A 23,858-nucleotide genomic window follows, 5' to 3' on the forward strand; every position below is an offset into this window, starting at 1 on the left:
AAAGGGCCTTTGTCCATGTGGATTGTTGCACTCTAGATAGTCCGCGTTCGGGAAAACGTCCATGCTGTCGGATTCTTGCTTTTATGCATGTCGTTGTCTCAAAACCGTGGCCACTTTTGAGCGACACGCATTATCGCAGCCAGCCGATTGCCAGTTCCTTGACGGCATCGAGCGCGCGCTGCGGCAACGTGCCGATACTGATCGATTCAGCGGCGAAAAGCGGCGTCTCCTGGCTCAGCGTGTCGCCGATAAAGACGCGCAGCGCACCCACCGGCTGGCCCTCCTCCACGGGTGCCGCAACCGGGCCGGTGTAGACGATCCTGGCCGTCAGCTTGTCGCGGTTGGTGATCGGCAGGAAGATGTCGATCGGCCCCTTTGCCTTCAGCGTCACGCCGGACTTCGCACCGCCAAAAACCTGGGCCTCGCCGACCACCTCGTCCTTGGCGAAGATCTCGGTCTTCTGGAAGGAGCGCGCGCCCCAGTCGAGCAGCTTTCGCGCCTCCTCGGCACGCTCCTTGTCGTTGGCCAACCCGCTCATCGCCATGATCACTCGCGTGCCGTCATGGCTGACCGAAGCGACGATGCCGAATCCCGACGCCTCGCTCGCGCCGACAGCCAGGCCATCGGCGCCGATATCCATCGCCAGCAGCGGGTTGCGGTTCTTCTGCGAGATCTTGTTCCAGGTAAAATCCTTCAGGCCATAGTAGCGATAGAAATCCGGGTAATCGCGCCACAGATGCAGCGCCAGCAACGCCAATTCGCGCACCGTCGTCTGCTGGCCGTCGGCCGGCAGGCCGGTCGAATTGACGAAAGTCGATGTCTTGAGGCCGATCTGGTGGGCGCGCTCGGTCATCTCAGCGGCAAAATTGTCCTCGGACCCGGCCATGCCTTCGGCGATGACGATGCAGCCGTCATTGGCCGCCTGCACGGTCACTCCCTGGATCAAATCCTCGAGCCGGATCGCCGATTTGAGCTTGGCAAACATCGTCGATGTTCCCGACGGGGCGCCGCCCTTGCGCCAGGCGTTTTCGCTCACGACGAACGTGTCGTCGAGTTTGAGGCGTCCGGATTTCAGCGCGTTGAAAACCACTTCCATGGTCATCAGCTTGGCCATCGAGGCCGGCGGGATCGGCTTGTCGGCATCTTTCGAGAACAGCACCGTGCCGGTGTCGGCATCGATCATGAAGGCCTGTGTGGCCTTGGTCTCGAAAAGCTGCGCTTGGGCTGGAGCGAGTGAAAGCAGAAAGCCGAGGAGCAAAAACCCGGCAAAAGGCTGGAGCAAGCGAAACTGCATGAAATTCAATCCGTTGGCCGGTCCCTCCGGCAAGCCCGCGAAACTATCGGGCTTTTTCCAGGATGGATCAACTGTGACGGATCAACTGTTCAGCGGAAATCGGGCTGGTAATTCAGTTGCGCACTGCAAGCGCATCGGGTGCGCCATGCGACCATGCGGCCTGCAGCAACTCGTCCAGGCCGCCATGGCCGTACGGATAGAGATTGACCGCATACCAGTCATTGCCGTTGAGATCGGAACGCTGGATCTCTGTTCTGCCGAAGGGTTCAAGTGCCGCGGCCACGCGCTTGGCTTCGGTGGCGTTGTCAAACGTACCAGCAGCAACATAGTCGGCGTTGGCGGGCGAGGCTTGCGGGCTGGACTTCTTCCACGACCGCAGGATGTCGGCGGGCGACATGCCGCTGTCATCCAGCGCGGCAAACACATCGGCGCGCCGCACACGTTCATCCGCATAGTTCAGCGAGGCCATGGCGAAGGGCGACTGCGGCGGCAGGCCGATCGCCGGGCGCTCGGGTACGATCGGCCCGAAACTGGGCAGCGCCAGATCGCCGAATGCGGGTGCCTGCGCCGACAGGGACGGCTGCGCGTCGAACGCTTGCCCCGAATTCGTCAACTGGCCTGGGAACGGTACGGCGGCGGCACCCACGGGCACGCTTGGCGACGGTCCATTCATGGCCACCATGACGCCGGTTGGCAAGCCATCCGACGGATCCGGAATCCTGTTGCCTGGATGGTAGGAGGCCATCAGGTATTGATCGTCATTGCCGTCGAGCGGTGCGCGGCCGACATATTCGACCTTGACCTTCGCGGTGCCGACCTTGGCGTAGTCGAGCATCTGCGCGGCACGCTCGGAGACATCGATGATGCGGCCCTCGTGATAGGGGCCGCGGTCGTTGACGCGCACGATAACCGAACTGCCGGTTTCGAGGTTGGTGACGCGGGCATAGCTTGGCAGGGGCATGGTCGGGTGCGCCGCCGTCAGATGCGTCATGTCGTAGACTTCGCCATTGGCGGTTAGCCGGCCGTGGAAGGCGTCGCCATACCAGGAAGCCAGGCCGACCTTCGCGTAGCCCTTCTTGTCTTCCTTTGGATAGTACCACTTGCCGCGCACCTGGTAGGGCTTGCCGAGCTGGTCGCGGCCGCCGCCGCGGCGCATGAATTGGACGCGCGGGCTCGCCTTCACACCATATTCGGTTTCGGCGAAATATTCCTTGGAACGAGGCTTGGGATTGACCATCCCCTTAGGCTCAGGCTGCGACGCGCAAGCCGCCAGCAAGGCAGCCGACGCCGCAAGCAGAGTAAGCGTGGAAGCGCGACGAAGACGCTGATGCGTCGTAGCCTGCATTTTCCTGAAATCCCCTACAGTCTCAATCAAGACGCCGTCGTTTGAACAGCAGAGGAGCCAAAGCACTCACTCGACAATACCAACGGCGCCTTGAACCCCGATCCTTTGTGCGCAGGAATTGTTTATTACGGTATTAACCGATTGTGGCCGGAACCGGGCAGGATTGTGACGATGAGGGCCGCACGGTGGCCTTCCGCCAAACATGCGCGCTTCACGCATGCCGGTTGACAGGCCTTTGCCGAGCACACTAGAGCATTCGCACGTGACGGACAGTCACTGGAGGAATGGCCGAGCGGTTTAAGGCACCGGTCTTGAAAACCGGCGTGGGTGCAAGCTCACCGTGGGTTCGAATCCCACTTCCTCCGCCATCAAAGCCTGACATGGCGCCGACTGTCACCATTTCACCAGGGAACCGTGCGGCCGAGATAGTCGACATATTGCAAACCCGGGGTGCCCTGCTTCGAAAGCAGGACGTTCACCAGGCTAGGCACGCTCTCCTCGATGCTCAACCGACCATCCGGTCCTCCCAATTCGGTGCGGACCCAGCCGGGGGCCATGACCACCATGGCACGCGACGTCCCGGCGTGGCGGGCGGCGAAGCTGCGCATGAACATGTTGAGTGCTGCCTTGCTGCCACGATACACCTCGCGCCGGCCGGTCTCGTTGTTGGCGATGCTTCCTTGACCGGATGACATCACGCCAACGAGACCCGTCGCCGGGACGTATTGTTCCAGGCTCTCGAGAACGCGCATCGGGCTCAGCGAATTTGTGACCATCACTCTCACAAACTCGTCGGTCGTCACATCCGCGATCGTTTCAGCCGGGTTGTTTGACACCCCGCATTGACGAACAGCATGTCGAACACCCTGCCCGACAGACGGTCGCGCAAGGCCGCAACCTGATCCGGTTCGCAGATGTCCACCGTTTCGATTTCGAGCCGACCTTCGAATTCATCCGCGAGATCGTGCAGCTTGGTCCGGCCGCTGCTGCGGACCGTGCCGACCACGTTCCATCCCTTCTTCAGGAATTCGGCTGCCATGGCGAGCCCGAGGCCGCGAGAGGCGCCGATCAGAAGGATCGTGCCGGATGGAGTGTTCAAAACGCTAGCGGACATGGGTGCATCTCTCTCGTTGGCTGGGGTAACCGCAGATAGGAGCAACCGGATGCGAGGCGCCAGACGCGTCAAATTCAAAGTATAGTTGCGTCCGGCGCTATGTCGGGCGAAGCAGGGATAGGCTTGCCTGATGGACAATGTCGACCTGAACCTGCTCTTGGCGCTGGACGTGCTGCTTGCCGAAGGCAGTGTGACGGGAGCAGCCCGCCGCCTCGGCTTGAGTTCCTCGGCCATGAGCCGGACGCTTACACGGCTTCGGGCAGCCACAGGCGACCCGCTGCTCGTCCGGGCCGGGCGCGGGCTTGTGCCCACGCCGCACGCTGCCGAGTTGCGCGGTCGCGTCCATGAGCTTACCCGGGATGTGCGAGCGGTTCTTCGGCCACAAAACACGCAGCTGGACGTGGCTGCACTCGAACTGACGTTCACCATTCGCGCCAGCGAAGCGTTCCTGGAATTCCTTCCGGCCCCGTCGTGACTGCCATAACCCAGGCGGCGCCGCGCATCCGCCTGCGCTTTGCACCCAAGCCCGACAAGGACGCGCGTCCGCTTCGCGAAGGTCTCATTGACCTGGAGATCGGCCTGCTTGGAACGTCGGCGCCCGAAATCCGCACCCAATTCCTGTTTTATGACAGATATGTCGGCGTGGCTCGTGTGGGGCATCCGCTACTGGCTGGTGCTGGGGTTACGCCCGAACGGTATGCCGCCTGCAAACATATCGTTGCGTCACGGGAAGGCAATGTTGCCGAGCCCATCGATGGTGCTTTGCAGAAACTGGGTCTTCAAAGGACGGTAGTGGTCGTGGTGCCAGGCTACCCCGATGCCATGCGGATCGCAGGCCAATCCGATCTGGTGACGACCGTGCCGCATTCGTGTCTGGGTAACACCAGTGGCCCCGTCGCGACGACAGGTCTCGAAAGCTTCGAGCTTCCGCTCCCTGTTCCAGAGTTCAAGATATCGGCGATGTGGCATCCTCGCATGGACGCCGACCCGGCGCATCGTTGGCTGCGCGACACCGTGATGTCGGTTTGTCGGGCAGCCTATTCGCGGCGATGAGGCCAGGCGATGCTCAGTCGGATTGCTGGGTGCGCTCCGCTATGGCAAATGCCTGTCTTCGACATGGTGTTCGGAAGCTCCAATCCCACCACAACCATCGAACCGTCCAGTGCCGAGCATGAAGACCTGGCAGCTGACATCGACGGGCATGAACCAGAGAACCCGCCGCCCCTTATCGGCGCGGCGGTTACCTCAATCACCGCCTACTTGACCAGGATGGTCGCCCACATTCCGTTCATGAAGTGGCCGGGGATATTGCAAAAGACGGCATAGTTGCCTGGCTTGAGGTCGAGCGTCAGAGATCCGGTCTTGCCCGGGTCAAGCTCGGACACTTCGCCGAGATGGCCTGCCGCATCCTCGTTGACGCGGTTTTCATTTGGCACATAGGGCAGCATCGTCTTTTTGGGGTCGCTGACCGGCACCACGATCATCTCATGGACCGTGTCCTTGGAGCTGTTCTGAACTTCGAAGATAACTTTGCCCGCGGATACGACGGTCTGATCCAGCTTGATCCTCATGGTTGCCATGCTCATGTTCGCCGGCATGCCCATTCCCATCTTTGCTTCCGGGTTCGCGACGCCTTCCTTGTCCCAAAGCTTGACGTTCACGATCGAGTTGGCGAAGGCGGGTGCCGATACGGCTAGTAGGACAAGGACCAGTCCGGTTTTGAAAGGCTGCATGTTCGAAAAGCTCCTGATCGTTTGCGGCGACCCGCAAGCGCTGATTGGGAATGATTCTTGGTCGCGGCGCCGGGCTAGAACAGCCACGCTGACAACAAGCTGACAGAGGAGGTATGGCCGGCGCGATCCGGCCGCGGCACGATTTCTGCTGTCAGCCAGTTGTCAGGTTGAAATGGTTATGCCGAACCCATGACGGTCATCCGCCGTCTGACCGGAACTGATCGAATCCCACCCCAGGCTCGACCTCCGCGCCCAACCATTCCGAATGGAGCCATCATGTATCGCACTCTTATTCTAGCCGCCCTCGCCGGCGTCATTGCAGGGCCGGCATTTGCTGCCGGCGGCAGCTGCAGCACCGCCCCAAAATCGCAATTCAAGCCCAAGGCAACACTCGAGGCGCAGTTGACTGGCGAAGGCCTCACCGTGCGCCAGATCAAGGTCGAGAAGGGCTGCTACGAAGTTTACGCGGTCGACAAGGCCGGCAAGAAGGTGAACATGGCCTATAATGCCGAGACCCTTGAAAAGCTCGACAATGCCGAAGCCGGCGAAAACTGATCAGAGCGGCTCGGCAGTCATGGACGCGCACCGATCGCCAGAAATGGTGCGCGTCTGGGACCGGATCGTGCGCAGCTTCCACTGGGCGCTGGTGCTCAGCTTTGTCACCGCCTGGCTCACCTCGCATTCTTCCGAGACTATTCATCACTGGGCTGGCTATGCGGCCGCCTCGCTCGTCGCGATGCGGCTCTTGTGGGGCATTGTGGGCACGCGCTATGCGCGGTTCTCGCAATTCGTGCGCCATCCGGCAACGGTGCTGCGCTATCTCTTGGCATTAGTCAGCGGTCGTGAAGCCCGCTATATCGGCCACAATCCGGCTGGCGGCGTGATGGTGATCGTGCTGATCGCGGCAATGGGGTCGACCGCAATGACCGGTTGGTTGATGACGACAGACGCCTATTTCGGCGTGTCGTGGGTCGAAGCGGCGCACAGCCTGGCCGCGCACGGCCTACTCGTGCTGGTCCTGTTCCATATTGCCGGCGTCGCGCTGGCCAGCTTTCGCCATCGCGAAAACCTGGTCCGGGCCATGATCACGGGGCGAAAACGTGAGGCCGAACCGGCTAATATTGCCTAGTTATCCGCCGATGGATTGCAGTGGCTGCCGGATTCTTGGGGTATCGTTCAGATTGAAAGATGGCTTCGGGCGGCCGCGTGCAGAACGCTTTTTGTCGTCGAATCGGCTAGACCTTCAGGCATGAACGAGACCTCTCTTTATGCGCCGGTGAAGCGGTTCCTCGAAAATCTCGACTTCGTCGTGAAGGGGGAAATCGGCGGCTGCGACATCGTTGCGCTGCGCGAGGGCGAGCCGCCGGTGGTCGTCATCTGTGAATTGAAGCTGCAGTTCAATCTCGAACTGGTGCTGCAAGGTGTCGACCGTGCGGCCGTTTGCGACGAAGTATGGCTTGCGGCGCGCATGTCGGCTCGTGGCAAGGGGCGCGAAAGCGACGCCCGGTTCCGTAATCTCTGCCGTCGGCTTGGCTTCGGCATGCTTGGCGTGACAGCCAATGACAAGGTCGAAGTGCTTGTCAGTCCTGCCGCGCCGGAGCCGCGCAAGAATGCGCGACGGCGCTCTCGCCTTGTTGATGAGCACCAGCGCCGCCGCGGCGATCCAGTCGCTGGCGGAGGATCACGCAATCCGATCATGACCGCCTATCGCCAAAGCGCCCTCACCTGCGCCTTCGCGCTTGTGGATGGCCCCAAACGGCCGCGCGATCTGAAGGCTCTGACGCCGATCGCGCCGAAGATTCTGCAGCACAATGTCTATGGCTGGTTCGCGCGCGTCGACCGCGGCCTCTACGATCTCACGGATGCTGGCCGCGCCTCGCTGGTCCGTTGGCCACAGGCCTCGCACGATGCGCCACGACACGAGATTTTGATTGCGCCGCCCCCCTGAATGCGGCGGCCTGCCGAGCATGAAGCGCCCCTCTTGGTTGATTTTTCAGACAAAATATGCTGCTTGTCCCGCCCATGAAGACACTCTGCATGACAGCCATTGCGTCCCTGACGCTGGCATTCCCTGCCAGCGCAATGGACAACGCCTTGCGCAACGGCCTTATGAAACTCGATCCGCAAACACGCCTTGAGCAGCGCTGCGATGCAGAAATCCTGGACCGGATCACCCACGATGATCGCAAGTTCAAGGCCGACCGTGTAGTTGCTTACGCCTTTGCCACACCCGAGATGAGCGCCGATGCGATCAGGAGCACTGGCGCGGCGTTCCGCAGCAAGGGGCAGTGGTACCGGTTGAGATTCAAATGCCAGACGGGGCCGGACCATATGGAAGTCCTGCAGCTCCGCTACCGGATCGGCGACGAGATCCCCGAAGCCGACTGGGCCAAGTACAATCTCTACGACTAATTTTTATAGACTGGCTTCCGCGCAAGCTTGCACGCGGCGAGTGATGAAAATCCCCTTGTAATCCCACTGTAACAAAAGTGGTTTTCCAACGTTGTCCGATGCAGCGTCTTGACGTCAGCGGACCATGCCATTAGGCCCGTCTGGATAGTCGACGACCAACACTCGGCGAACAGGCAAGGGGCTTCCAGATCGATGGAAATATTCACTGCCGCAGGCTTATCGGCTCTTCTTCAGGTCATTGCTATCGACCTTGCGCTGGCAGGTGACAACGCCATCGTCATCGGCCTCGCCGCGGCCGGCCTGCCGGCCAGCCAACGCCAGCGGGCCATTCTCGTCGGAATTGCCGCGGCCACCGTTCTTCGCATCTTCTTTGCCTTGATCACGCAATGGCTGCTCACCATTGGCCCCATGCTGCTTATCGGCGGCGGCCTGCTGCTGTTGTGGGTCTGCTGGAAGATGTGGCGCGAATTGCGTGTCAGCCATGAGCAGGAGCGCGATGCCACCGAATCGCTGTCGAACGGCGACTTCGACAAGGACGGCGTCGTTGGCGGCAAGGGGCCGAGCAAGACCTTCTCGCAGGCCGCCTGGCAGATCGTCATCGCCGACGTTTCCATGTCGCTCGACAATGTTCTGGCCGTGGCGGGAGCGGCCATGAACCATCCGACGGTGCTGATTGTCGGACTGGCCCTGTCGATCGCCTTGATGGGCTTTGCCGCCTCGTTCGTCGCGCGCCTCCTGCACAAATATCGCTGGATTGCCTATCTCGGTTTGGCAATCATTCTCTACGTTGCGGTGAAAATGCTGCTCGACGGTGCGGTACAGCAGTACCCCGCTCACTTCGCGTTCCTGGCGCCCTGGTTCGGGTCGGGCGGGCACTGACACGTGGTCGGCGTCGAGCCGGCGCCGGTCTTGTTTGCTTGATTGCTGAACCCGTGCTATTGCGCCGCCCAAATCGAGCTCCTGCGGGAGCCGTGCAAACCGTCATATGTTGAGACTGCGGACCGGATCGATGTTTCCGGCCTCCTGTCCATTGGAAACGTGCCCTATGTCCGCCCCTCGCGTCAGTTTCGTCAGCCTTGGATGCCCGAAAGCGCTCGTGGATTCCGAGCGCATCATCACGCGCCTGCGTGCCGAGGGCTACGAAATCGCCCGCAAGCATGACGGTGCCGATCTCGTTGTCGTCAACACATGCGGTTTCCTGGATTCGGCCCGCGACGAGTCGCTCAATGCCATCGGTTCCGCACTTTCGGAAAATGGCAGGGTCATCGTCACCGGCTGCCTGGGCGCGGAGCCGGACGTTATCCGCGAGAAGCACCCCAACGTGTTGGCCATCACCGGGCCGCAGGCCTATGAGAGCGTGATGGCGGCCGTGCATGAGGCGGCACCGCCTTCGCACGATCCCTACATCGATCTCCTGCCGCCTCAGGGCGTCAAGCTGACGCCGCGCCACTATGCCTATCTCAAGATTTCGGAAGGCTGCAACAATCGCTGCACCTTCTGCATCATTCCCGCACTGCGTGGCGACCTCGTCTCCCGGCCGGCGGCCGATGTGCTGCGCGAGGCCGAGAAACTGGCCAAGGCCGGCGTCAAGGAGCTGCTGGTCATCTCGCAGGACACCAGCGCCTACGGCATCGACATCAAGTACCAGACGTCCATGTTCGGCGACCGTGAAGTGCGCGCGAAATTCCTCGATCTTTCCGAGGAACTGGGCAAGCTCGGCATCTGGGTGCGCATGCATTACGTCTACCCCTACCCGCATGTCGCCGACGTCATTCCGCTGATGGCCGAGGGAAAAATCCTTCCTTACCTGGACATCCCGTTCCAGCATGCGTCGCCACAGGTGCTGAAGAACATGCGCCGGCCGGCGCATGGCGAAAAGACGCTCGAGCGCATTCGCGGCTGGCGTGACGTCTGCCCGGATCTTGCCATCCGCTCGACCTTCATCGTCGGCTTCCCCGGCGAGACGGACGAGGACTTCGAGATGCTGCTCGACTGGCTCGACGAGGCAAAAATCGACCGCGCCGGCTGTTTCAAATACGAGCCGGTCAAGGGTGCTCGCTCCAACGATCTCGGGCTTGAGCAGGTACCCCAGGAGATCAAGGAAGCACGCTGGCATCGTTTCATGCAGCGCCAGCAGAAGATCTCGGCGACGCAACTCGCAAAGAAAGTCGGCAAGCGCCTGCCGGTGCTGATCGACGAAGCGCACGGCACGTCGGCAAAGGGCCGCACCAAATACGACGCCCCGGAGATCGACGGCTCGGTCCACATCCAGTCGCGCCGTCCAATGCGCCAAGGCGACATCGTCACCGTCAAGATCGACCGTGCCGATGCTTATGACCTCTACGGTTCGGCTGTCTGAGCTTTCCCTCGTTCTCTTAGCCGTCGGTTCTCCCGGAAATGAAAAGGGCGCCTCGCGGCGCCCTCTCCATATTCGGTATGTGATGATGCCTTATTGCGGCAGCTTGTCGTCGACGCCCTTGACGTAGAAATTCATGCCGAGCAGCGTGCCGTCGTCGGCGACTTCGCCGTCCTTCAGCCATGCCGAGCCGTCCTGCTTGGCGATCGGACCGGTGAAGGGGTTCCAGCCGCCGGCGATCTTCTTCTCGGTCGCCTCGGCCATCGCCTTCACGTCGTCGGGCATGTTGGTGTAAGGGGCGAGCTTCACCGCGCCGTCCTTGATGCCGAGCCAGACATTGTCCGGCTTCCAGGTGCCGTCGATGGCTGCCTGGACCCGGCTGATGTAGTAAGGACCCCATTCGTCGGTCAGCGAGGTCAGCTGCGCGTTCGGTGCGAACTTGATCATGTCGGAGGACTGGCCGAAGCCGTGCAGCTTGCGCTCCTCGGCCACCTGCAGGGCAGCGGTCGAATCGGTGTGCTGGACGATGATGTCGGCGCCCTGGTCGAACAGCGCCTTGGCGGCGTCGGCTTCCTTGCCCGGATCGAACCACGAATTGACCCAGACGATCTTGGCCTTGAAGTTCGGGTTGATCGACTGCGCGCCGAGCATGAAGGAGTTGATGCCCATCACCACTTCCGGGATCGGGAAGGAGACGATGTAGCCGGCGACGCCGGATTTCGATTCCTTGGCGGCGATCTGGCCGAGCACGTAGCGGCCTTCATAGAAACGCGCATTGTAGAGGCCGAGATTGTCGCCGGACTTGTAACCGGTGGCGTGCTCGAACATCACCTTTGGAAACTTCTTGGCGGCCTTCACCTCGGCGTCCATGAAGCCGAAGGACGTGCCGAAGATGAGCTTGCAGCCTTCACGCGACAGGCGTTCGAAAGCACGGTCGGCGTCGGGGCCTTCGGAGACGTTCTCCAGATAGGCGGTCTCGACCTTGTCGCCGAGTGCCTTCTGGACCTCGAGCCGCCCCTGGTCGTGCTGGTAGGAGTAGCCGAAATCGCCGATCGGGCCGGTGTAGACCCAGCAAGCCTTCAGTTTGTCGGCAGCCTGCGCGGACGCAGCCAGCGACAATGCCGCTGTCGTCGTCATCAGGGCAATAAGCAGTTTTTTCATTGTGTTACCTCTCTGAGTTTAAGCCTTGGAGCTTCCCGTTTGTTTTTATTGTCAACGATCCGGAACGAATGGCTGCCCCAGGGATGCCGGCGTGTTCATCATCGTCAGACGCTTGTTGCGCGAGATTAGAACGAGAACCACGACGGTTGCCAGATAGGGCAGAGAAGAAAGCATCTGTGAGGGCACCGGAATGCCAAAAGCCTGTGCATGAAGCTGGCCGATCCACACCGCGCCGAAGATGTAGGCGCCAGCCAGCACCCGCCACGGTCGCCAGGACGCGAACACCACCAGCGCCAGCGCGATCCAGCCGCGGCCCGCGCTCATGTTCTCGACCCATTGCGGCGTGTAGACAAGCGACAGATGGCCACCGGCAAGGCCGGCGCAGGCGCCGCCGAAGATCACCGAGAGATAGCGGTAGCGGATGACCTTGATGCCAAGCGCATGTGCCGAGGTATGGCTGTCGCCGATCGAGCGCAGCGTGAGGCCAGTGCGTGTCTTGAACAGGAACCACATCACGGCAGCGGTCAGCGCGATCGAGATGTAGAAGATCGGATCCTGGCCGAACAGCAACCTGCCGATCACAGGAATGTCGGTCAGCACCGGGATATCGAGATTGGGTAGCCTGACGCCGGGCTGGCCGACGAAGCTCGTTCCGATCATGCCGGAGAGACCGAGGCCAAGCAGCGTCAGCGACAGACCGGTTGCAACCTGGTTGGTGGCGAGCGACAGCGTCATCACGGCAAACAGCAGCGAGAACAAGGCTCCCATGGCGATCGCCGCAAGCAGGCCGATCCAGGGCGATCCGGTCAGATGGCCGGCTCCGAAGCCGCCGACTGCGCCCATGATCATCATGCCTTCGACACCGAGATTGAGCACGCCGGAGCGCTCGACCACCAGTTCGCCGATCGCCGCGATCAACAGCGGCGTCGCCGCCGTGGCAATGGTCAGGAGGATGTTGACGGCGATGTCCATCAGCGGGCTTCCTTCAGCTTGGGTGCGGCTTCGAGCTGTGCAGCACCCTTCGGCTTGGTCAGTGCGACGCCGATCAGGCGGATGCGGTAGTGGATGAGCGTGTCGCAGCCGAGCACGAAGAACAAAAGCATGCCCTGGAACACCCTTGCCACCTTGTCGGAAATGCCGAGCGCGCTTTGCACCGCCTCGCCGCCGAGATAGGTCAGCGCCAGAACCAGGCCGGCGGCGACGATGCCGAGCGGGTTGAGGCGGCCAAGGAACGCCACGATGATGGCGGTGAAGCCATAGCCGGGCGAAATCACCGGCTGCAATTGTCCGATGGCGCCGGAGACCTCCGAGATCCCGGCAAGGCCTGCCAGTGCACCCGACAGCAGGAAGGCGAAGAACACCATGCGGTTGAGGCCGAAGCCGGCGAAGCGCCCTGCCCGCGGGCTTGAACCCAGCACGCGGACCTCGAATCCCTTCAACATGCGGCTCATCAGGATCCAGACCAGCACGGCAGCAACCAGCGCAAAGACAAAACCCCAGTTGGCGCGTCCGGCGTCCGGCATCAGTTCCGGCAGCACGGCCGAGTCGCCGAACTGGATCGTCTGCGGGAAGCCGTGGCCCTGCGGATCGCGCCATGGGCCGCGCACCAGCCAGTCCAGGAAGAGCTGGGCGACATAGACCAGCATCAGGCTGGTCAGGATCTCATTGGTGTTGAACCGGGTTTTCAGAAATGCGGGTATCGCAGCGTAGGCCGCGCCGCCGACCATGCCGAGCAGAAGCATCAGCGGCAGCACCAACGGGCCTTCGAACTGCGGGAACAGCACCGGAATGGCCGAGCCGAAGATGGCGCCGAAAACGAACTGGCCTTCGGCGCCGATGTTCCAGATGTTGGCCTTGTAGCAGACCGACAGGCCGACGGCGATCAGGATCAGGGGTGCTGCCTTGATCGCCAGCTCATGCAGCTGCCAGACCTGGCTGGCCGGTTCGATGAAGTAGATCCGGAACGCGGTCAATGGATTGACGCCGAGTAGCGCGAACAGAACCGCACCGGCGATGATCGTCAGCGCGAAGGCGATGAACGGCGACAGGGCCGAAAACAATGCGGAACGCTGCGGGCGTTTGACGAGTTCGAGGCGCATCATGCCGGCTCCAGCGTGTGTTCGGCGTGGCCGGGCTCGGCACCGCCCATCAGCAGGCCGACCTTCTCGAAGGTTGCCTCGGCGATCGGCATCGGCCTGGAAAGTTCGCCATTGTGCATGACTGCGATCGCGTCCGATATCTCGAACAGCTCGTCGAGATCCTGGCTGATCACCAGCACCGCCGATCCGCTGCGTGACAGCTCGATCAGCGCCTGGCGGATATGGGCGGCGGCACCGGCGTCGACACCCCATGTCGGCTGGTTGACGACCATGACGCTTGGCCGGCGGTCGAGTTCGCGGCCGACAATGAATTTCTGCAGATTGCCGCCCGAAAGCGCTGCCGCTTCCGGATCCGGCGCGCTCTTGCGCACGTCCATCGCTACGATGATGCGTTGAGCGGCCGCATAGATCGCGGCCGCCCTGACCATCCCACCGCTGCTGACGAAAACCTTGCCGTCGGTGGCATGGCGTGACAGCAACAGGTTTTCCGAGAGTTTCATGCGTGGCGCCGCACCATGGCCGAGACGCTCTTCGGGCACGAAGGCGGCACCCAGCAGGCGCCGTCCGGTAATGGTGAGGCCACCTGCGTCCTTGCCACGGATGCGCACAGAGGCGGCATCCTGCTGTAGCACCTCGCCGGAGACGGATTCGAAGAACTCGCCCTGGCCATTGCCGGCGACACCGGCAATGCCGATCACCTCACCGGCTCGGACATTGAGGCTGATGTTCTTGAGCGGAATGGAAAACGGCGTTGCCGGCTTGCGGCTGAGGCCGCGGATTTCGAGCAACGGCTGCGCGGTTTCAATCCCTTCGACTGGCGCACGCACCACGGCCTGCACCTCGTTGCCGACCATCATGCGGGCCAGTGACGAGGCGGTTTCCTCGCGCGGGTTGCAGTGGCCAACCACCTTGCCATGCCGCAACACGGTGGCGCGGTCGCAGATGCGTTTGACCTCTTCCAGCCGGTGCGAAATGTAGAGGATCGATTTGCCTTCCGAGCGCAGCCGCTCCAGCGTCTCGAACAGCTTGTCGGCTTCCTGCGGCGTCAGCACCGAAGTCGGCTCATCCAGGATGATGAGCTGCGGTGTCTGCAGCAGACAGCGGATGATCTCGATGCGCTGGCGCTCGCCGACCGACAGGTCGCCGACCAGCGAGTCCGGATCGAGCGGCAGGCCGTAGCTGAAGGAGAGCGCCCTCGCCTTGGCGGCGATCGAACTGATCGGCGAACCGTCATCCAGTGACAGCGCGATGTTTTCGGCTGCGGTCAGGGCCTCGAACAGCGAGAAATGCTGGAACACCATGCCGATGCCGAGCTTCTTCGCGGCACCCGGGCTGGTGATCCGCACTGCCTGGCCGTTCCAGAAAACCTCGCCGGAATTGGGCTCCAGCGAGCCGAACAGCATCTTGACCAGCGTCGACTTGCCGGCGCCGTTCTCGCCGAGCAGCGCGTGGATTTCACCCTTGGCGATATTGAGGTCGATATGATCGCACGCCGTCAGCGTGCCGAATATCTTGGTCAGGCCACGAACCTCAAGCAGGTTCGCCCCGTCATGATCTGCACTCACAGTGCCTCCCATCTGGTTAGCCAGATATGTTCTGTGTTCCCGCAAGCATGGTAGGCGCCGCCGGCTCTCATCGGAAAGCGGCACGCGTCTTGAAAGAGCTTCAAGAATTTCAGCGGAAATTCAAGGGATAGCAAGGCAGAAGGGACTAAGGGATGAGAATGGTCGTCCCTGTTGTCCTGCGGCCCTCGAGGTCGGCATGCGCCTTGCCCGCATCCTTGAGCGCGTAGCGCTGGTTGATCTGGATCTTGACGGCGCCGCTGAGAACGACCTCGAACAGCGCAGCCCCGGAGGCATCGAGGTCCTCGCGTTTGGCGTTGTAGACGAACAGCGTCGGCCTGGTGGCGAACAAGGAGCCCTTCTGGGCCAGCAGCGACATCGAAAACGGCGGGATCGGTCCTGAGGATTGGCCGAAGCTGACGAACATGCCGAGTGGCTTGAGACAATCGAGCGAAGCCGGAAATGTGTCGTTACCGACTGAATCGTAGACGACGTCGCATTTCCTGCCGCCCGTAATGGCCGCGACGCCAGCGACGAAATCCTGCTCCTTGTAGTTGATGACGTGATCGAAACCATGTGCCCTGGCGAGCTCGATCTTGTCGGTTGTACTCGCCGTGCCGATGACGGTTGCGCCCAGATGTTTCGCCCATTGGCCGAGAATGAGGCCGACGCCGCCGGCCGCGGCATGGAACAGGATCGTGTCACCGGCCTTTACCTTGAAGGTCCGGCGCAGCAGATACTCCGCGGTCATGCCTTTCAGCATCATCGCGGCGGCCTGTTCGTCGCTGATGCCTTCGGGAATCTTCACCACGCGGTCGGCGGCAATGACACGCTGCTCGGCATAGGCACCGACATTCGTCGAATAGGCAATCCGGTCGCCCGGCTTCAACCAGTCGACGCCCTCACCGACCTCCAGCACCACGCCGGCGGCTTCGCTGCCCGGAATCAGAGGAAAACCGCCAGGCGGCGGATAAAGACCGGTGCGGTGGTAGACATCGATGAAGTTGAGGCCGATCGCCGTATGCCTGATCAGGATTTGCCCCGAACCTGGCTGGCCGGGATCGGTGTCCTCATAGGTCAGAACTTCCGGGCCACCATGGGCGTGGATGCGGATTGCTTTGGGCATGGATTGGGATTCCTCTGGCGGATCAGGCCTTTTTGGCGCCGAGATTTGGAAAGAACTGCATGATCCCACCGATAGAGGCGAGGTAGAGCCCGCTGACGGTGATGCCGATCTTGATGAAAGTGCTGACCTGCTCGCCCAGCACGCCGATCTGGTCGTAGAAGGCGGCAAGTGCCGCCTGCGCTAGAGCAAGCGCACCGAAAGCGCACCACAACAGGGTCATTGTGAGATTGATGCGCCGAAGCCGCACCACCCGCACCGGATGAATGAAATTGATCGGCACGAAGGTGAGAATACCGGCCACCACCACAACAGCGAACGAAACCCATTGTCCCGGTTCGATGACAAACAGCGTGAACACCACCATGTTCCAGACCACGGGAAATCCCTTGAAGAAATTCTCCTTCGTCTTCATGCCGGTATCGGCGTAGTAGATCGCGCTGGAGACGACAATGATCGCCGCCGACAGGAACGACAGGCCCTCGCCCATGAAGCCGCGCTGATAGAGCGCAAAGGCCGGGATCAGCACGTAGGTCACGTAGTCGATGATGTTGTCGAGGAGTTCGCCCGACCAGGTCGGCAGGATTTCCTTGACCTCCAGCTTCCTGGCGATCGGCCCATCGATACCGTCGACGAAAAGCGCCAGTCCAAGCCACCAGAACATCGCCGTCCAGCGCTCCTCGCTCGCCGCCACCAGCGACAGGAAGGCAAGGAACGAGCCTGAAGCCGTCAGCAAATGGACGGAGAACGCCCTTGCCTGTGGCCAGGTGACTTTCTTCTTCGGTCGCGGAATCCGGTCCGTGATCTTCTTGGCGGCTTTGCGTGCCGCCAGGTTCCTGGCCCCCATATTCCTGGCAGATGTGTTCTTGCTCACGGGCCCCGCCAATCCAGCTTGCAGATTTCGGCCGAGCGGCCGGCGAAATTCCAGTTGCGGCCAAAGGCCCGCATCTTGCTCTTGTCGGACCGAGCCACGATGATCTCCGGCGCGATCCAGTATTCCGAATTCGTGATCACCGTATCCTTGTCGCGATCCTTGCCGGCGATTGGCGTGACCGCCCCGTCGATGATCTTCGGTATCTGGAAGATTCGCGTCTTGTCGCGCGTCTCATAGGTGATCGGCACCTGTTCGACACCTAGAAATTTTCCTACCAGGATCGACAGCAGCGACGTTGTCCCGCCGGCCTTGCCGGTGAAGATCTTCGTCAATGCCTTGACCGCGTAGACCGAGGCGCGTTTGTCGATGAACAGGCCCGCGGTCCAGTTGCCGCGGCTCATGTAGCCGGGAATTTCCATGACCAACCCAAGGTTGAGGCCGGAGAGGTCGACCTCGCCGAAATGACCGGCATCGATACGGAAACCCGCCCAGGTCTGGCAATAGCCCTCGGTCGGAGGGTGATTGCCGAGCGACAGCACGCAAGGGCAAAAAACCGTGCAATTGCAGGAGAGTACGAGCTCTCCTTTCATTGCCCAGCCTTGATCTGCCATCGAATTCCCCCCACTCACAGCGAGACTACTAGCAGCGCGGCTGCCCAGACAAGCAGTATCGCACCGGCCAGCCGGGTTGGAAGGCTGGTCGCTGTCTGTTTTTCAATCAGGGTGAACACGCCGATCAGCGCCATCCAGAAGATGTTCATCACGCCTACGGCAAACATCACCAGCATCAGTGCCCAGCAGCAGCCGAGGCACCAGATGCCTTGCACAATGCCGAGCCGGAAGACGCGGATGGGTTTGGCGCTCCAGTTCGAAAACAGGATCGAGAACGGGTTGCGGCATTTCTTCAGGCAGGCTTCCTTGAGACCACTGAACTGGTAGAGGCCGGCAATCAGCAATGCCAGCGCGCCGGCAACGCCAAGCACCGGATCGAATATCCCGCCGGGCGCAGCGACTGTATGCACAGCCAGCGTCAGAGCCGCGAACAGGATCGAGGCGGCAAACCAGACGCCGAGATAGCCGGCAACCAGCACCAGCGGATGAACGACAGGCTCGCCCTTGATCCGGGCTGTATCGGCGATCTCGCAATAGGTGCGGATCATCGGCGCCGCGGACGGCAGCATCGCCGCGATCGCCATCAGCAACCACATCGCTATGAGCACCAGGGCACGCGGACCGATGCTTGCGTCCAGCGGCGCCGGCGACAGGCAAAGCGCGAAGAACCGTTCCAGGAAATCGGGCAGCGGCAACTGTGGCAGGCCGCGCAGGAGCGTGTCGCCCGGCGCGCCGCCCCCGGCCTCGGCGCCGCGTATCGCCATCGCGGCGAGCAGCAGCCAGGCGAGCAGAATGCTTGCGCCGACGACGATATTGACGGCCAAGCGCGGGTTGCGCGCGATACCAGCCGTGGCGCGGCCGGCGCGGTCGAGATGGCTGAAATCGTCGTGCTGGCCGATCATGATATCCGAATGGGCCGAATCGCCGCGTTGATCAAGCCGCATGAACTGACCTATATGCTGCTAGACTGGCAGGTTCTGGTGGACCGCCTCGCATAGCAAGCCGGAAGCCGACCTTGGAGCATCAGGAAACAGCGCGGATACTGATCGCCGGCACCGGGCCGGCAGGGCTGATCGCAGCGCTCGCTTTCGCTGATGCCGGGTTTCCGGTGACGCTGGTCGGGCCTGAGGCGTCGGCACCCGATGGCCGCACAACAGCGCTCATGAACCCAGCCCTGAGGGTGCTTGAGCGGCTCGATGTCCTCCAAGATATCAAACCCAAGGCCGCGCCCTTGCGAGTGATGCGCATCGTCGATGCGACCAGCCGGCTGATCCGCAGCCCTGTCGTCACCTTCCGCGCCAGCGAGATCGACGAGGATCAATTCGGGTTGAACCTGCCCAACAGCGTCTTTGGCCCGGCGCTTGCCGGCAAGGTGGCTGCGCATTCCGGGATCGAATGGCTGAGGTCGATGGTCAGAACCTGGACTCTCGGCGCCGACAAGGCCCATGCAATGCTCGCCGACGGCAGCGAGGTTGGCGCATCTCTGGCGGTCGCGGCCGATGGACGCCAGTCGCCTGCCCGCGAGGCCGCGGACATCTCGACTGCCGCACGCTCCTACCCGCAGGCAGCGCTGGTGCTCAATTTCGGCCATAGCCGCGAGCATGCCTTCACCTCGACGGAGTTCCACACCGAGACGGGTCCGTTCACGCAGGTTCCGCTGCCCGGCAATCGCTCAAGCCTCGTCTGGGTGGTCAAGCCGGAAACCGCCAAGGCGCTCGCCGCGCTGGATGACGCCACGCTCTCACTGCGGGTCGAGCAGCAGATGCAGTCGATGCTGGGTCGGGTGACGGTAGAGCCGGGCCGGCAGATCTATCCGCTTTCGACGGTGACTCCTTTGCGCTTCGCCCGACAGCGCGTGGCGCTTGTCGGCGAGGCCGCGCACGTGTTCCCTCCGATCGGTGCGCAAGGTCTCAACCTTGGCATCAGAGATATTGACGATCTGGTTGGCATTGCAGGTGAAAATCGTGAAGATCCGGGCGCGGCCAAGGCGCTTGCCGCCTACGATTTCAGGCGCCGACCCGACATTCTGGCGCGCAGCAGCGCTGTCAATCTGCTCAACATGTCTCTGCTCTCCGATATGCTGCCGGCGCAGATGGCGCGCGGCGCCGGTCTCAGCGTGCTCGGCGGCTTTGCACCGCTGCGCGCCTTGTTCATGCGTGAGGGGCTTCGCCCCGGCAGCGGCTTTGCGGCACTTGCGGGTGGCCTGCGAAAGCCAGTGCGGTAGCAGTAGCGATCTTGCGGGCTTTATCGCGACATCGCGACGTCAATCAAAAACCTTTGCTCCGAATTCTGCGTAGCTTGAAGGCGCTCAAACGCTTCGGGATTGAATTGACTCGGAGTCTGCGCCAAATAAAGTCAAGGAATTCAGTGGTGAGTGCAATGAAAACAGCCAAATTCGCGATCGGACAGGTGGTTCGCCACCGGCTGTTTCCGTTTCGGGGCATTATTTTCGACGTCGATCCGCAATTCGCCAACACCGACGAATGGTACGAAGCCATCCCCGCTGATGTGCGGCCGCGCAAGGACCAGCCCTTCTACCATCTGCTCGCCGAGAATTCGGAAACCGAATACATCGCTTATGTCTCGGAGCAGAACCTGCTCGAGGATCAGTCGGGAGAACCTGTCCGCCACCCGCAGATCAAGGAGATGTTCGACAAGAAGCCGGATGGACGCTACGAGCCGAAACGGCAGTCCAGGCACTGAGATCCGGGCGCTCCTGGAACGAAAAAAGCGGGGCATGCCCCGCTTTTTCTTTGGCTTTCGGTATTGGCCCGATGCCGGTGATCAGTTGGCGGTCTTTGCCTTGTCCTGCTCGTCCTTGAGCTTCTTGGCGAAGTCCTGCTGATTCTTGGCCGCGTAATCCTGAAGCTTCTTCTGCCGGTCCTCGATGTCGGACTGCTGCAGCGGCGGGCCGTCATAGGCGCCGCTGAAGCCATTCAGCGCGACCTTGATCGGGTTCGGCTGGTTCTGGAAATTGATCGAGGTCAGCGTGATCGCCTGTCCCTTCTTGAAGGCGCCGACGAGTTGGTCGGTCAGCGGCACTTCCGCCACGCAACGGTCGGGGAAGCAGACCACGTAGTCGAGCTTCTGCGCCTTGCCGGTGTCGATCTGCAGGCCGATGCCGGCACCGACCAGACGGCCGGTGGGAACGGTCACCTGGAACACCTTGCGGTTCACCTTGCCCTTCAACTCGATCAGGCTGACGCCAGTGACCAACTGGCCGTTTTGGGCGGTGGTGATGTTCTGGACGTTGCAGATATCGACGTCTTCCTGCTTGGTGCAGGCCTTGAACCAGCCCTGCGGAATCTGTTGCTGCTGCTGTGCGGAAGCAGAGGGAAGTCCTGCGCCCAGAAAGCCGATCACGCCAGCGGCCATGACCGACAGGCGGTACGCATTGCTGTTCAGGCTCGTCATGTCGTGCACTTCCTCTCAAATGATCCCGGGACCGGCTTCTTCGTGCCGTGTGGTCCAGCTACCTGTTGCCGAAATGAGGCAACAGAATGACTTCGGACGGCGTGTTACACTGCAAGCGGTGCCGAATCCAGCCCGCCCACTTGTAATTCTTGAAGACCCCATTGGCCGGCAGACCGCTGCCTCATGCTAGGGTGCGCACCGAATCATCAAGCCGACCTGTTAAGGAGACGGTCATGGGCCGCGTTCTTGTTTGGCTGATCACCGCGATATCGTTTCTCTCTCTGTCACCGCCCGCGCTGTCGGGGCCAAAATACGCGATTGCGATGCAGGGCGAACCCGCCTTGCCGCCCGACTACACGCATTTCAGCTACGTCAATCCCGACGCGCCGAAGGGCGGCAGCATTACCTATTGCGTCGTCGGAAGCTTCGACAATCTCAACCCGTTCATCCTCAAAAGCCTGCGCACGACGGCGCGTGGCATGATGGACACGATCTTCGGCAATCTGGTCTTCGAGCCGCTGATGCAGCGCAACTATGACGAGCCCTTCAGCCTCTACGGCCTGCTTGCCGACAGTGCCGACATGGATCCGGAACGCAAGTCGATTGAGTTTCACCTCAACCCGAATGCAAAATGGTCGGACGGCCAACCGGTGACACCGGAGGATGTGCTGTTCACCTACGATGTCTTCACCGACAAGGGCCGCCCCCCCTACAGCGCCCGCATGAGCCTGATCGCCAAGCTTGAAAAGACCGGTGACCACAGCGTGCGCTTCACCTTCAACGACAAGGCCAATCGTGAAACACCCCTGATCATCGCGCTTACGCCGATCATCCCGAAACATGCCTTCGACAAGGAGACTTTCGATAAGACAACGCTGAAGCCGGTCGTTGGCAGTGGACCTTACACCATTGGCCAGGTGGCGCCCGGCCAGCGCATCGTGTTCAAGCGCAATCCCGACTATTGGGGCAAGGACGTTCCGGCCAAGCGCGGCTTCGACAATTACGACCAGATCACCATCGAATATTTTCTCAACGCCAACGCCAAGCTCGAGGCCTTCAAGAAGGGTCTCTGCGCCATCGACGACGACAGCGATCCGGTCAAGCGTGAGCGCGATCTCGATTTCCCGGCCTTCCACAGGGGCGACGTGATCGCCGAGACCTTCGATACCGGCATTCCGCCTGTTGTGACCGGCTTCCTGTTCAACACCAGGCTGCCAAAGTTCTCCAACCCGGTGGTGCGGCGTGCACTTGGCATGCTCTACGACTTCGAATGGGCCAACAAGAACCTGTTCGGTGGCAAGTACGCGCGCGCCATGAGTTACTGGCAGAACTCTGAGCTTTCCGCGCTCGGCCACCCGGCCGATGACAGGGAAAAGGCGCTTCTGGCGCCCTACCCCGGCCGCGTACCGGCCGATGTCATGGACGGTACATACCGGCCACCCGTCACCGATGGTTCAGGTCAGGACCGCAAAGTGCTGAAAGCTGCCTTCGATCTGCTTAAAAGCATCGGCTATCACGTTAAGGACGGGACGATGCTCGATCCCGGCGGGCAACCCTTCGGTTTCGAAATGCTGGTTGCTTCGCAAGATGAGGAGCGCCTGGCCGGCATCTATCAGCGCACACTTGAGAAGATCGGCATCAATATCACCATTCGCAGCCTCGACGGTGATCAGATTCAATCGCGCAAGCAGCGCTTCGATTTCGAGGCCCTGATTGGTTCGAGCGGCTTCAACAATTCACTTTCGCCCGGCTTCGAACAGCTCGGACGCTGGGGATCCGAGGCGGCTAAGGCGGAAGGCTCCTTCAATCTTGCCGGGGTCGCCGACCCGGCTGTTGATGCGGCGATCGAGGCAATGCTGCGCGCTCGTTCGAAGGAAGACTATGTCGCGGCCGTGAGGGTACTCGACCGGCTGCTGATCTCGGGCAACTACATGGTGCCGACCCAATACAATACCCAGCAATGGATCGCCTATTGGAGCTACTTGGAACATCCGAAGAAGACATCCATATTTGGCTATCAACTGCCGACCTGGTGGCGCAAGGCTAACTGAAGATTCGGGAGATCGAGATGAGCGAATTGAACGCCATCACCGTTGATGTGGTGTCCGACGTCGTTTGCCCCTGGTGTTTCATTGGTCAGAAACGGCTCGACAAAGCATTATCAGCTGTTGGCGACGCCGAGGTGCATGTCCGCTGGCGGCCGTTCCAGCTCGATCCGACCATTCCGCCGCAAGGCAAGGACCGCCGGGAGTACATGCTGGCCAAGTTTGGCAGCGACGAGCGCATTCGCGAAATCCATGCCCGCATCGAACCGCTTGGCGAGGCAGAGGGCATTTCCTTCGCCTTCGATGCCATCAAGGTAGCGCCAAACACGCTCGATGCGCACCGCCTGATCCGCTGGGCCGGCGCTGCTGGCGAAGCCGTGCAAAACAAGCTGGTCCGTCGCCTGTTCCAGCTGAATTTCGAGGAGGGCGCCAATATCGGCGACCATGCCGTGTTGGTCGAAGCCGCCCGCGAGGCCGGCATGGACGCGTCCGTGGTCGCAACGCTCTTGCCGACCGACGCCGATGTCGAAGCGGTACGCACCGAGATCGCCACGGCATCTCGCATGGGCATATCAGGCGTGCCGTGCTTCCTGCTCGAAGGCAAATATGCCGTGGTGGGAGCACAGGACGTCGACACGCTGGCTGATGCCATCCGCCAGGTGGCGGCCGCCAAGGCGCGCGGTGAACTGGACAAGGTCGGCTAGGGCCTTCGCCT

The 23,858-nt window shown here is 61.5% G+C and carries 24 protein-coding genes, 1 tRNA gene and 1 pseudogene; 12 read left to right on the forward strand and 14 right to left on the reverse strand.

Going from position 1 to position 23,858, the window contains the following annotated elements; all coding sequences use genetic code 11:
* Positions 1-130 precede the first annotated feature (130 nt).
* A complete protein-coding gene (locus tag A3A9_RS0128415) occupies positions 131-1,294 on the reverse strand; it encodes a D-alanyl-D-alanine carboxypeptidase family protein (RefSeq protein ID WP_027061664.1) in 1,164 nt (387 codons plus the stop codon).
* Positions 1,295-1,406: 112 nt separating this feature from the next.
* On the reverse strand, positions 1,407-2,639 hold the full coding sequence (locus A3A9_RS0128420; protein ID WP_027061665.1) for a septal ring lytic transglycosylase RlpA family protein: 1,233 nt from the start codon (positions 2,637-2,639) through the stop codon (positions 1,407-1,409).
* A 278-nt stretch (positions 2,640-2,917) separates the two neighbouring features.
* Here A3A9_RS0128420 and A3A9_RS0128425 point away from each other — a divergent pair.
* A tRNA-Ser gene (locus A3A9_RS0128425) sits at positions 2,918-3,007 on the forward strand.
* Positions 3,008-3,040: 33 nt separating this feature from the next.
* Here the strand turns inward: A3A9_RS0128425 and A3A9_RS45900 are convergent.
* Both A3A9_RS45900 and A3A9_RS45905 read right to left on the reverse strand, forming a co-directional pair.
* A complete protein-coding gene (locus A3A9_RS45900) occupies positions 3,041-3,442 on the reverse strand; it encodes an SDR family NAD(P)-dependent oxidoreductase (RefSeq protein WP_245279143.1) in 402 nt (133 codons plus the stop codon).
* The gene (locus tag A3A9_RS45905) at positions 3,439-3,753 is read right to left on the reverse strand and encodes an SDR family NAD(P)-dependent oxidoreductase (RefSeq protein WP_245279144.1); all 315 of its coding nucleotides are present in this window, start codon (positions 3,751-3,753) and stop codon (positions 3,439-3,441) included. The genes A3A9_RS45900 and A3A9_RS45905 overlap by 4 nt, the downstream gene beginning before the upstream one ends.
* Positions 3,754-3,883: 130 nt before the next feature.
* Here A3A9_RS45905 and A3A9_RS41365 point away from each other — a divergent pair.
* Positions 3,884-4,806 (forward strand): annotated as a pseudogene (locus tag A3A9_RS41365) (LysR family transcriptional regulator).
* Between the two features lie 203 nt (positions 4,807-5,009).
* Here A3A9_RS41365 and A3A9_RS0128440 read toward each other — a convergent pair.
* Positions 5,010-5,414, reverse strand: coding sequence for a plastocyanin/azurin family copper-binding protein (locus A3A9_RS0128440; protein ID WP_245279145.1), 405 nt, complete (start codon positions 5,412-5,414; stop codon positions 5,010-5,012).
* A gap of 348 nt (positions 5,415-5,762) precedes the next feature.
* Here A3A9_RS0128440 and A3A9_RS0128445 point away from each other — a divergent pair, with 348 nt between their 5' ends.
* The 6 genes from A3A9_RS0128445 (at position 5,763) to rimO (ending at position 10,257) form a co-directional block, all read left to right on the forward strand.
* Positions 5,763-6,041, forward strand: coding sequence for a PepSY domain-containing protein (locus A3A9_RS0128445; RefSeq protein ID WP_027061667.1), 279 nt, complete (start codon positions 5,763-5,765; stop codon positions 6,039-6,041).
* On the forward strand, positions 6,019-6,615 hold the full coding sequence (locus A3A9_RS0128450) for a cytochrome b/b6 domain-containing protein (protein ID WP_430515899.1): 597 nt from the start codon (positions 6,019-6,021) through the stop codon (positions 6,613-6,615). Before A3A9_RS0128445 ends, A3A9_RS0128450 begins: the two co-directional genes overlap by 23 nt.
* Positions 6,616-6,735: 120 nt before the next feature.
* Positions 6,736-7,434 carry a DUF2161 domain-containing phosphodiesterase gene (locus A3A9_RS0128455; RefSeq protein WP_027061669.1) on the forward strand — a complete coding sequence of 233 codons (699 nt, stop codon included), beginning with the start codon at positions 6,736-6,738 and terminating at the stop codon, positions 7,432-7,434.
* A gap of 56 nt (positions 7,435-7,490) precedes the next feature.
* Positions 7,491-7,898 carry a DUF930 domain-containing protein gene (locus A3A9_RS0128460; protein ID WP_033838844.1) on the forward strand — a complete coding sequence of 136 codons (408 nt, stop codon included), beginning with the start codon at positions 7,491-7,493 and terminating at the stop codon, positions 7,896-7,898.
* A gap of 192 nt (positions 7,899-8,090) precedes the next feature.
* Positions 8,091-8,777, forward strand: coding sequence for a TerC family protein (locus A3A9_RS0128465; protein WP_027061671.1), 687 nt, complete (start codon positions 8,091-8,093; stop codon positions 8,775-8,777).
* A gap of 166 nt (positions 8,778-8,943) precedes the next feature.
* Positions 8,944-10,257, forward strand: coding sequence for a 30S ribosomal protein S12 methylthiotransferase RimO (rimO, locus tag A3A9_RS0128470; RefSeq protein WP_027061672.1), 1,314 nt, complete (start codon positions 8,944-8,946; stop codon positions 10,255-10,257).
* Between the two features lie 90 nt (positions 10,258-10,347).
* Here rimO and A3A9_RS0128475 read toward each other — a convergent pair whose 3' ends face one another.
* From A3A9_RS0128475 to A3A9_RS0128510, 8 genes are all read right to left on the reverse strand, one after another.
* Entirely contained in the window at positions 10,348-11,415 is a 1,068-nt protein-coding gene (locus tag A3A9_RS0128475; RefSeq protein ID WP_027061673.1) for a BMP family ABC transporter substrate-binding protein, read from the reverse strand.
* Between the two features lie 51 nt (positions 11,416-11,466).
* The gene (locus A3A9_RS0128480) at positions 11,467-12,387 is read right to left on the reverse strand and encodes an ABC transporter permease (RefSeq protein ID WP_027061674.1); all 921 of its coding nucleotides are present in this window, start codon (positions 12,385-12,387) and stop codon (positions 11,467-11,469) included.
* Positions 12,387-13,517 carry an ABC transporter permease gene (locus tag A3A9_RS0128485; RefSeq protein WP_027061675.1) on the reverse strand — a complete coding sequence of 377 codons (1,131 nt, stop codon included), beginning with the start codon at positions 13,515-13,517 and terminating at the stop codon, positions 12,387-12,389. The genes A3A9_RS0128480 and A3A9_RS0128485 overlap by 1 nt, the downstream gene beginning before the upstream one ends.
* On the reverse strand, positions 13,514-15,091 hold the full coding sequence (locus A3A9_RS0128490; RefSeq protein ID WP_033838845.1) for an ABC transporter ATP-binding protein: 1,578 nt from the start codon (positions 15,089-15,091) through the stop codon (positions 13,514-13,516). The genes A3A9_RS0128485 and A3A9_RS0128490 overlap by 4 nt, the downstream gene beginning before the upstream one ends.
* Before the next feature lie 133 nt (positions 15,092-15,224).
* Positions 15,225-16,202, reverse strand: coding sequence for a quinone oxidoreductase family protein (locus tag A3A9_RS0128495; RefSeq protein WP_027061677.1), 978 nt, complete (start codon positions 16,200-16,202; stop codon positions 15,225-15,227).
* Positions 16,203-16,224: 22 nt separating this feature from the next.
* A complete protein-coding gene (gene pcsA / locus A3A9_RS0128500) occupies positions 16,225-17,046 on the reverse strand; it encodes a phosphatidylcholine synthase (RefSeq protein WP_051371223.1) in 822 nt (273 codons plus the stop codon).
* Between the two features lie 23 nt (positions 17,047-17,069).
* On the reverse strand, positions 17,070-17,684 hold the full coding sequence (locus tag A3A9_RS0128505) for a DUF1326 domain-containing protein (RefSeq protein WP_027061679.1): 615 nt from the start codon (positions 17,682-17,684) through the stop codon (positions 17,070-17,072).
* A gap of 14 nt (positions 17,685-17,698) precedes the next feature.
* A complete protein-coding gene (locus A3A9_RS0128510; protein ID WP_027061680.1) occupies positions 17,699-18,628 on the reverse strand; it encodes a DUF2182 domain-containing protein in 930 nt (309 codons plus the stop codon).
* A 71-nt stretch (positions 18,629-18,699) separates the two neighbouring features.
* Between A3A9_RS0128510 and A3A9_RS0128515 the strand changes: the two genes are divergently transcribed.
* The gene (locus A3A9_RS0128515; RefSeq protein ID WP_027061681.1) at positions 18,700-19,908 is read left to right on the forward strand and encodes a UbiH/UbiF family hydroxylase; all 1,209 of its coding nucleotides are present in this window, start codon (positions 18,700-18,702) and stop codon (positions 19,906-19,908) included.
* A gap of 155 nt (positions 19,909-20,063) precedes the next feature.
* Positions 20,064-20,387 carry a heat shock protein HspQ gene (gene hspQ / locus A3A9_RS0128520; RefSeq protein WP_027027770.1) on the forward strand — a complete coding sequence of 108 codons (324 nt, stop codon included), beginning with the start codon at positions 20,064-20,066 and terminating at the stop codon, positions 20,385-20,387.
* Between the two features lie 81 nt (positions 20,388-20,468).
* Here the strand turns inward: hspQ and A3A9_RS0128525 are convergent, their stop codons facing one another.
* Complete coding sequence (locus A3A9_RS0128525) at positions 20,469-21,098, reverse strand: invasion associated locus B family protein (RefSeq protein WP_027061682.1); 630 nt, start codon at positions 21,096-21,098, stop codon at positions 20,469-20,471.
* Positions 21,099-21,331: 233 nt separating this feature from the next.
* Between A3A9_RS0128525 and A3A9_RS0128530 the strand changes: the two genes are divergently transcribed.
* Together A3A9_RS0128530 and A3A9_RS0128535 are read left to right on the forward strand one after the other, a co-directional pair.
* Entirely contained in the window at positions 21,332-23,149 is a 1,818-nt protein-coding gene (locus A3A9_RS0128530; protein WP_027061683.1) for an extracellular solute-binding protein, read from the forward strand.
* A 17-nt stretch (positions 23,150-23,166) separates the two neighbouring features.
* Positions 23,167-23,847 carry a DsbA family oxidoreductase gene (locus A3A9_RS0128535; protein WP_027061684.1) on the forward strand — a complete coding sequence of 227 codons (681 nt, stop codon included), beginning with the start codon at positions 23,167-23,169 and terminating at the stop codon, positions 23,845-23,847.
* The last annotated feature ends 11 nt before the right edge of the window (positions 23,848-23,858 follow it).

Origin of the sequence: Mesorhizobium loti CJ3sym, from assembly GCF_000472785.1 — a bacterium.
GTDB classification, from domain to species: domain Bacteria; phylum Pseudomonadota; class Alphaproteobacteria; order Rhizobiales; family Rhizobiaceae; genus Mesorhizobium; species Mesorhizobium loti_E.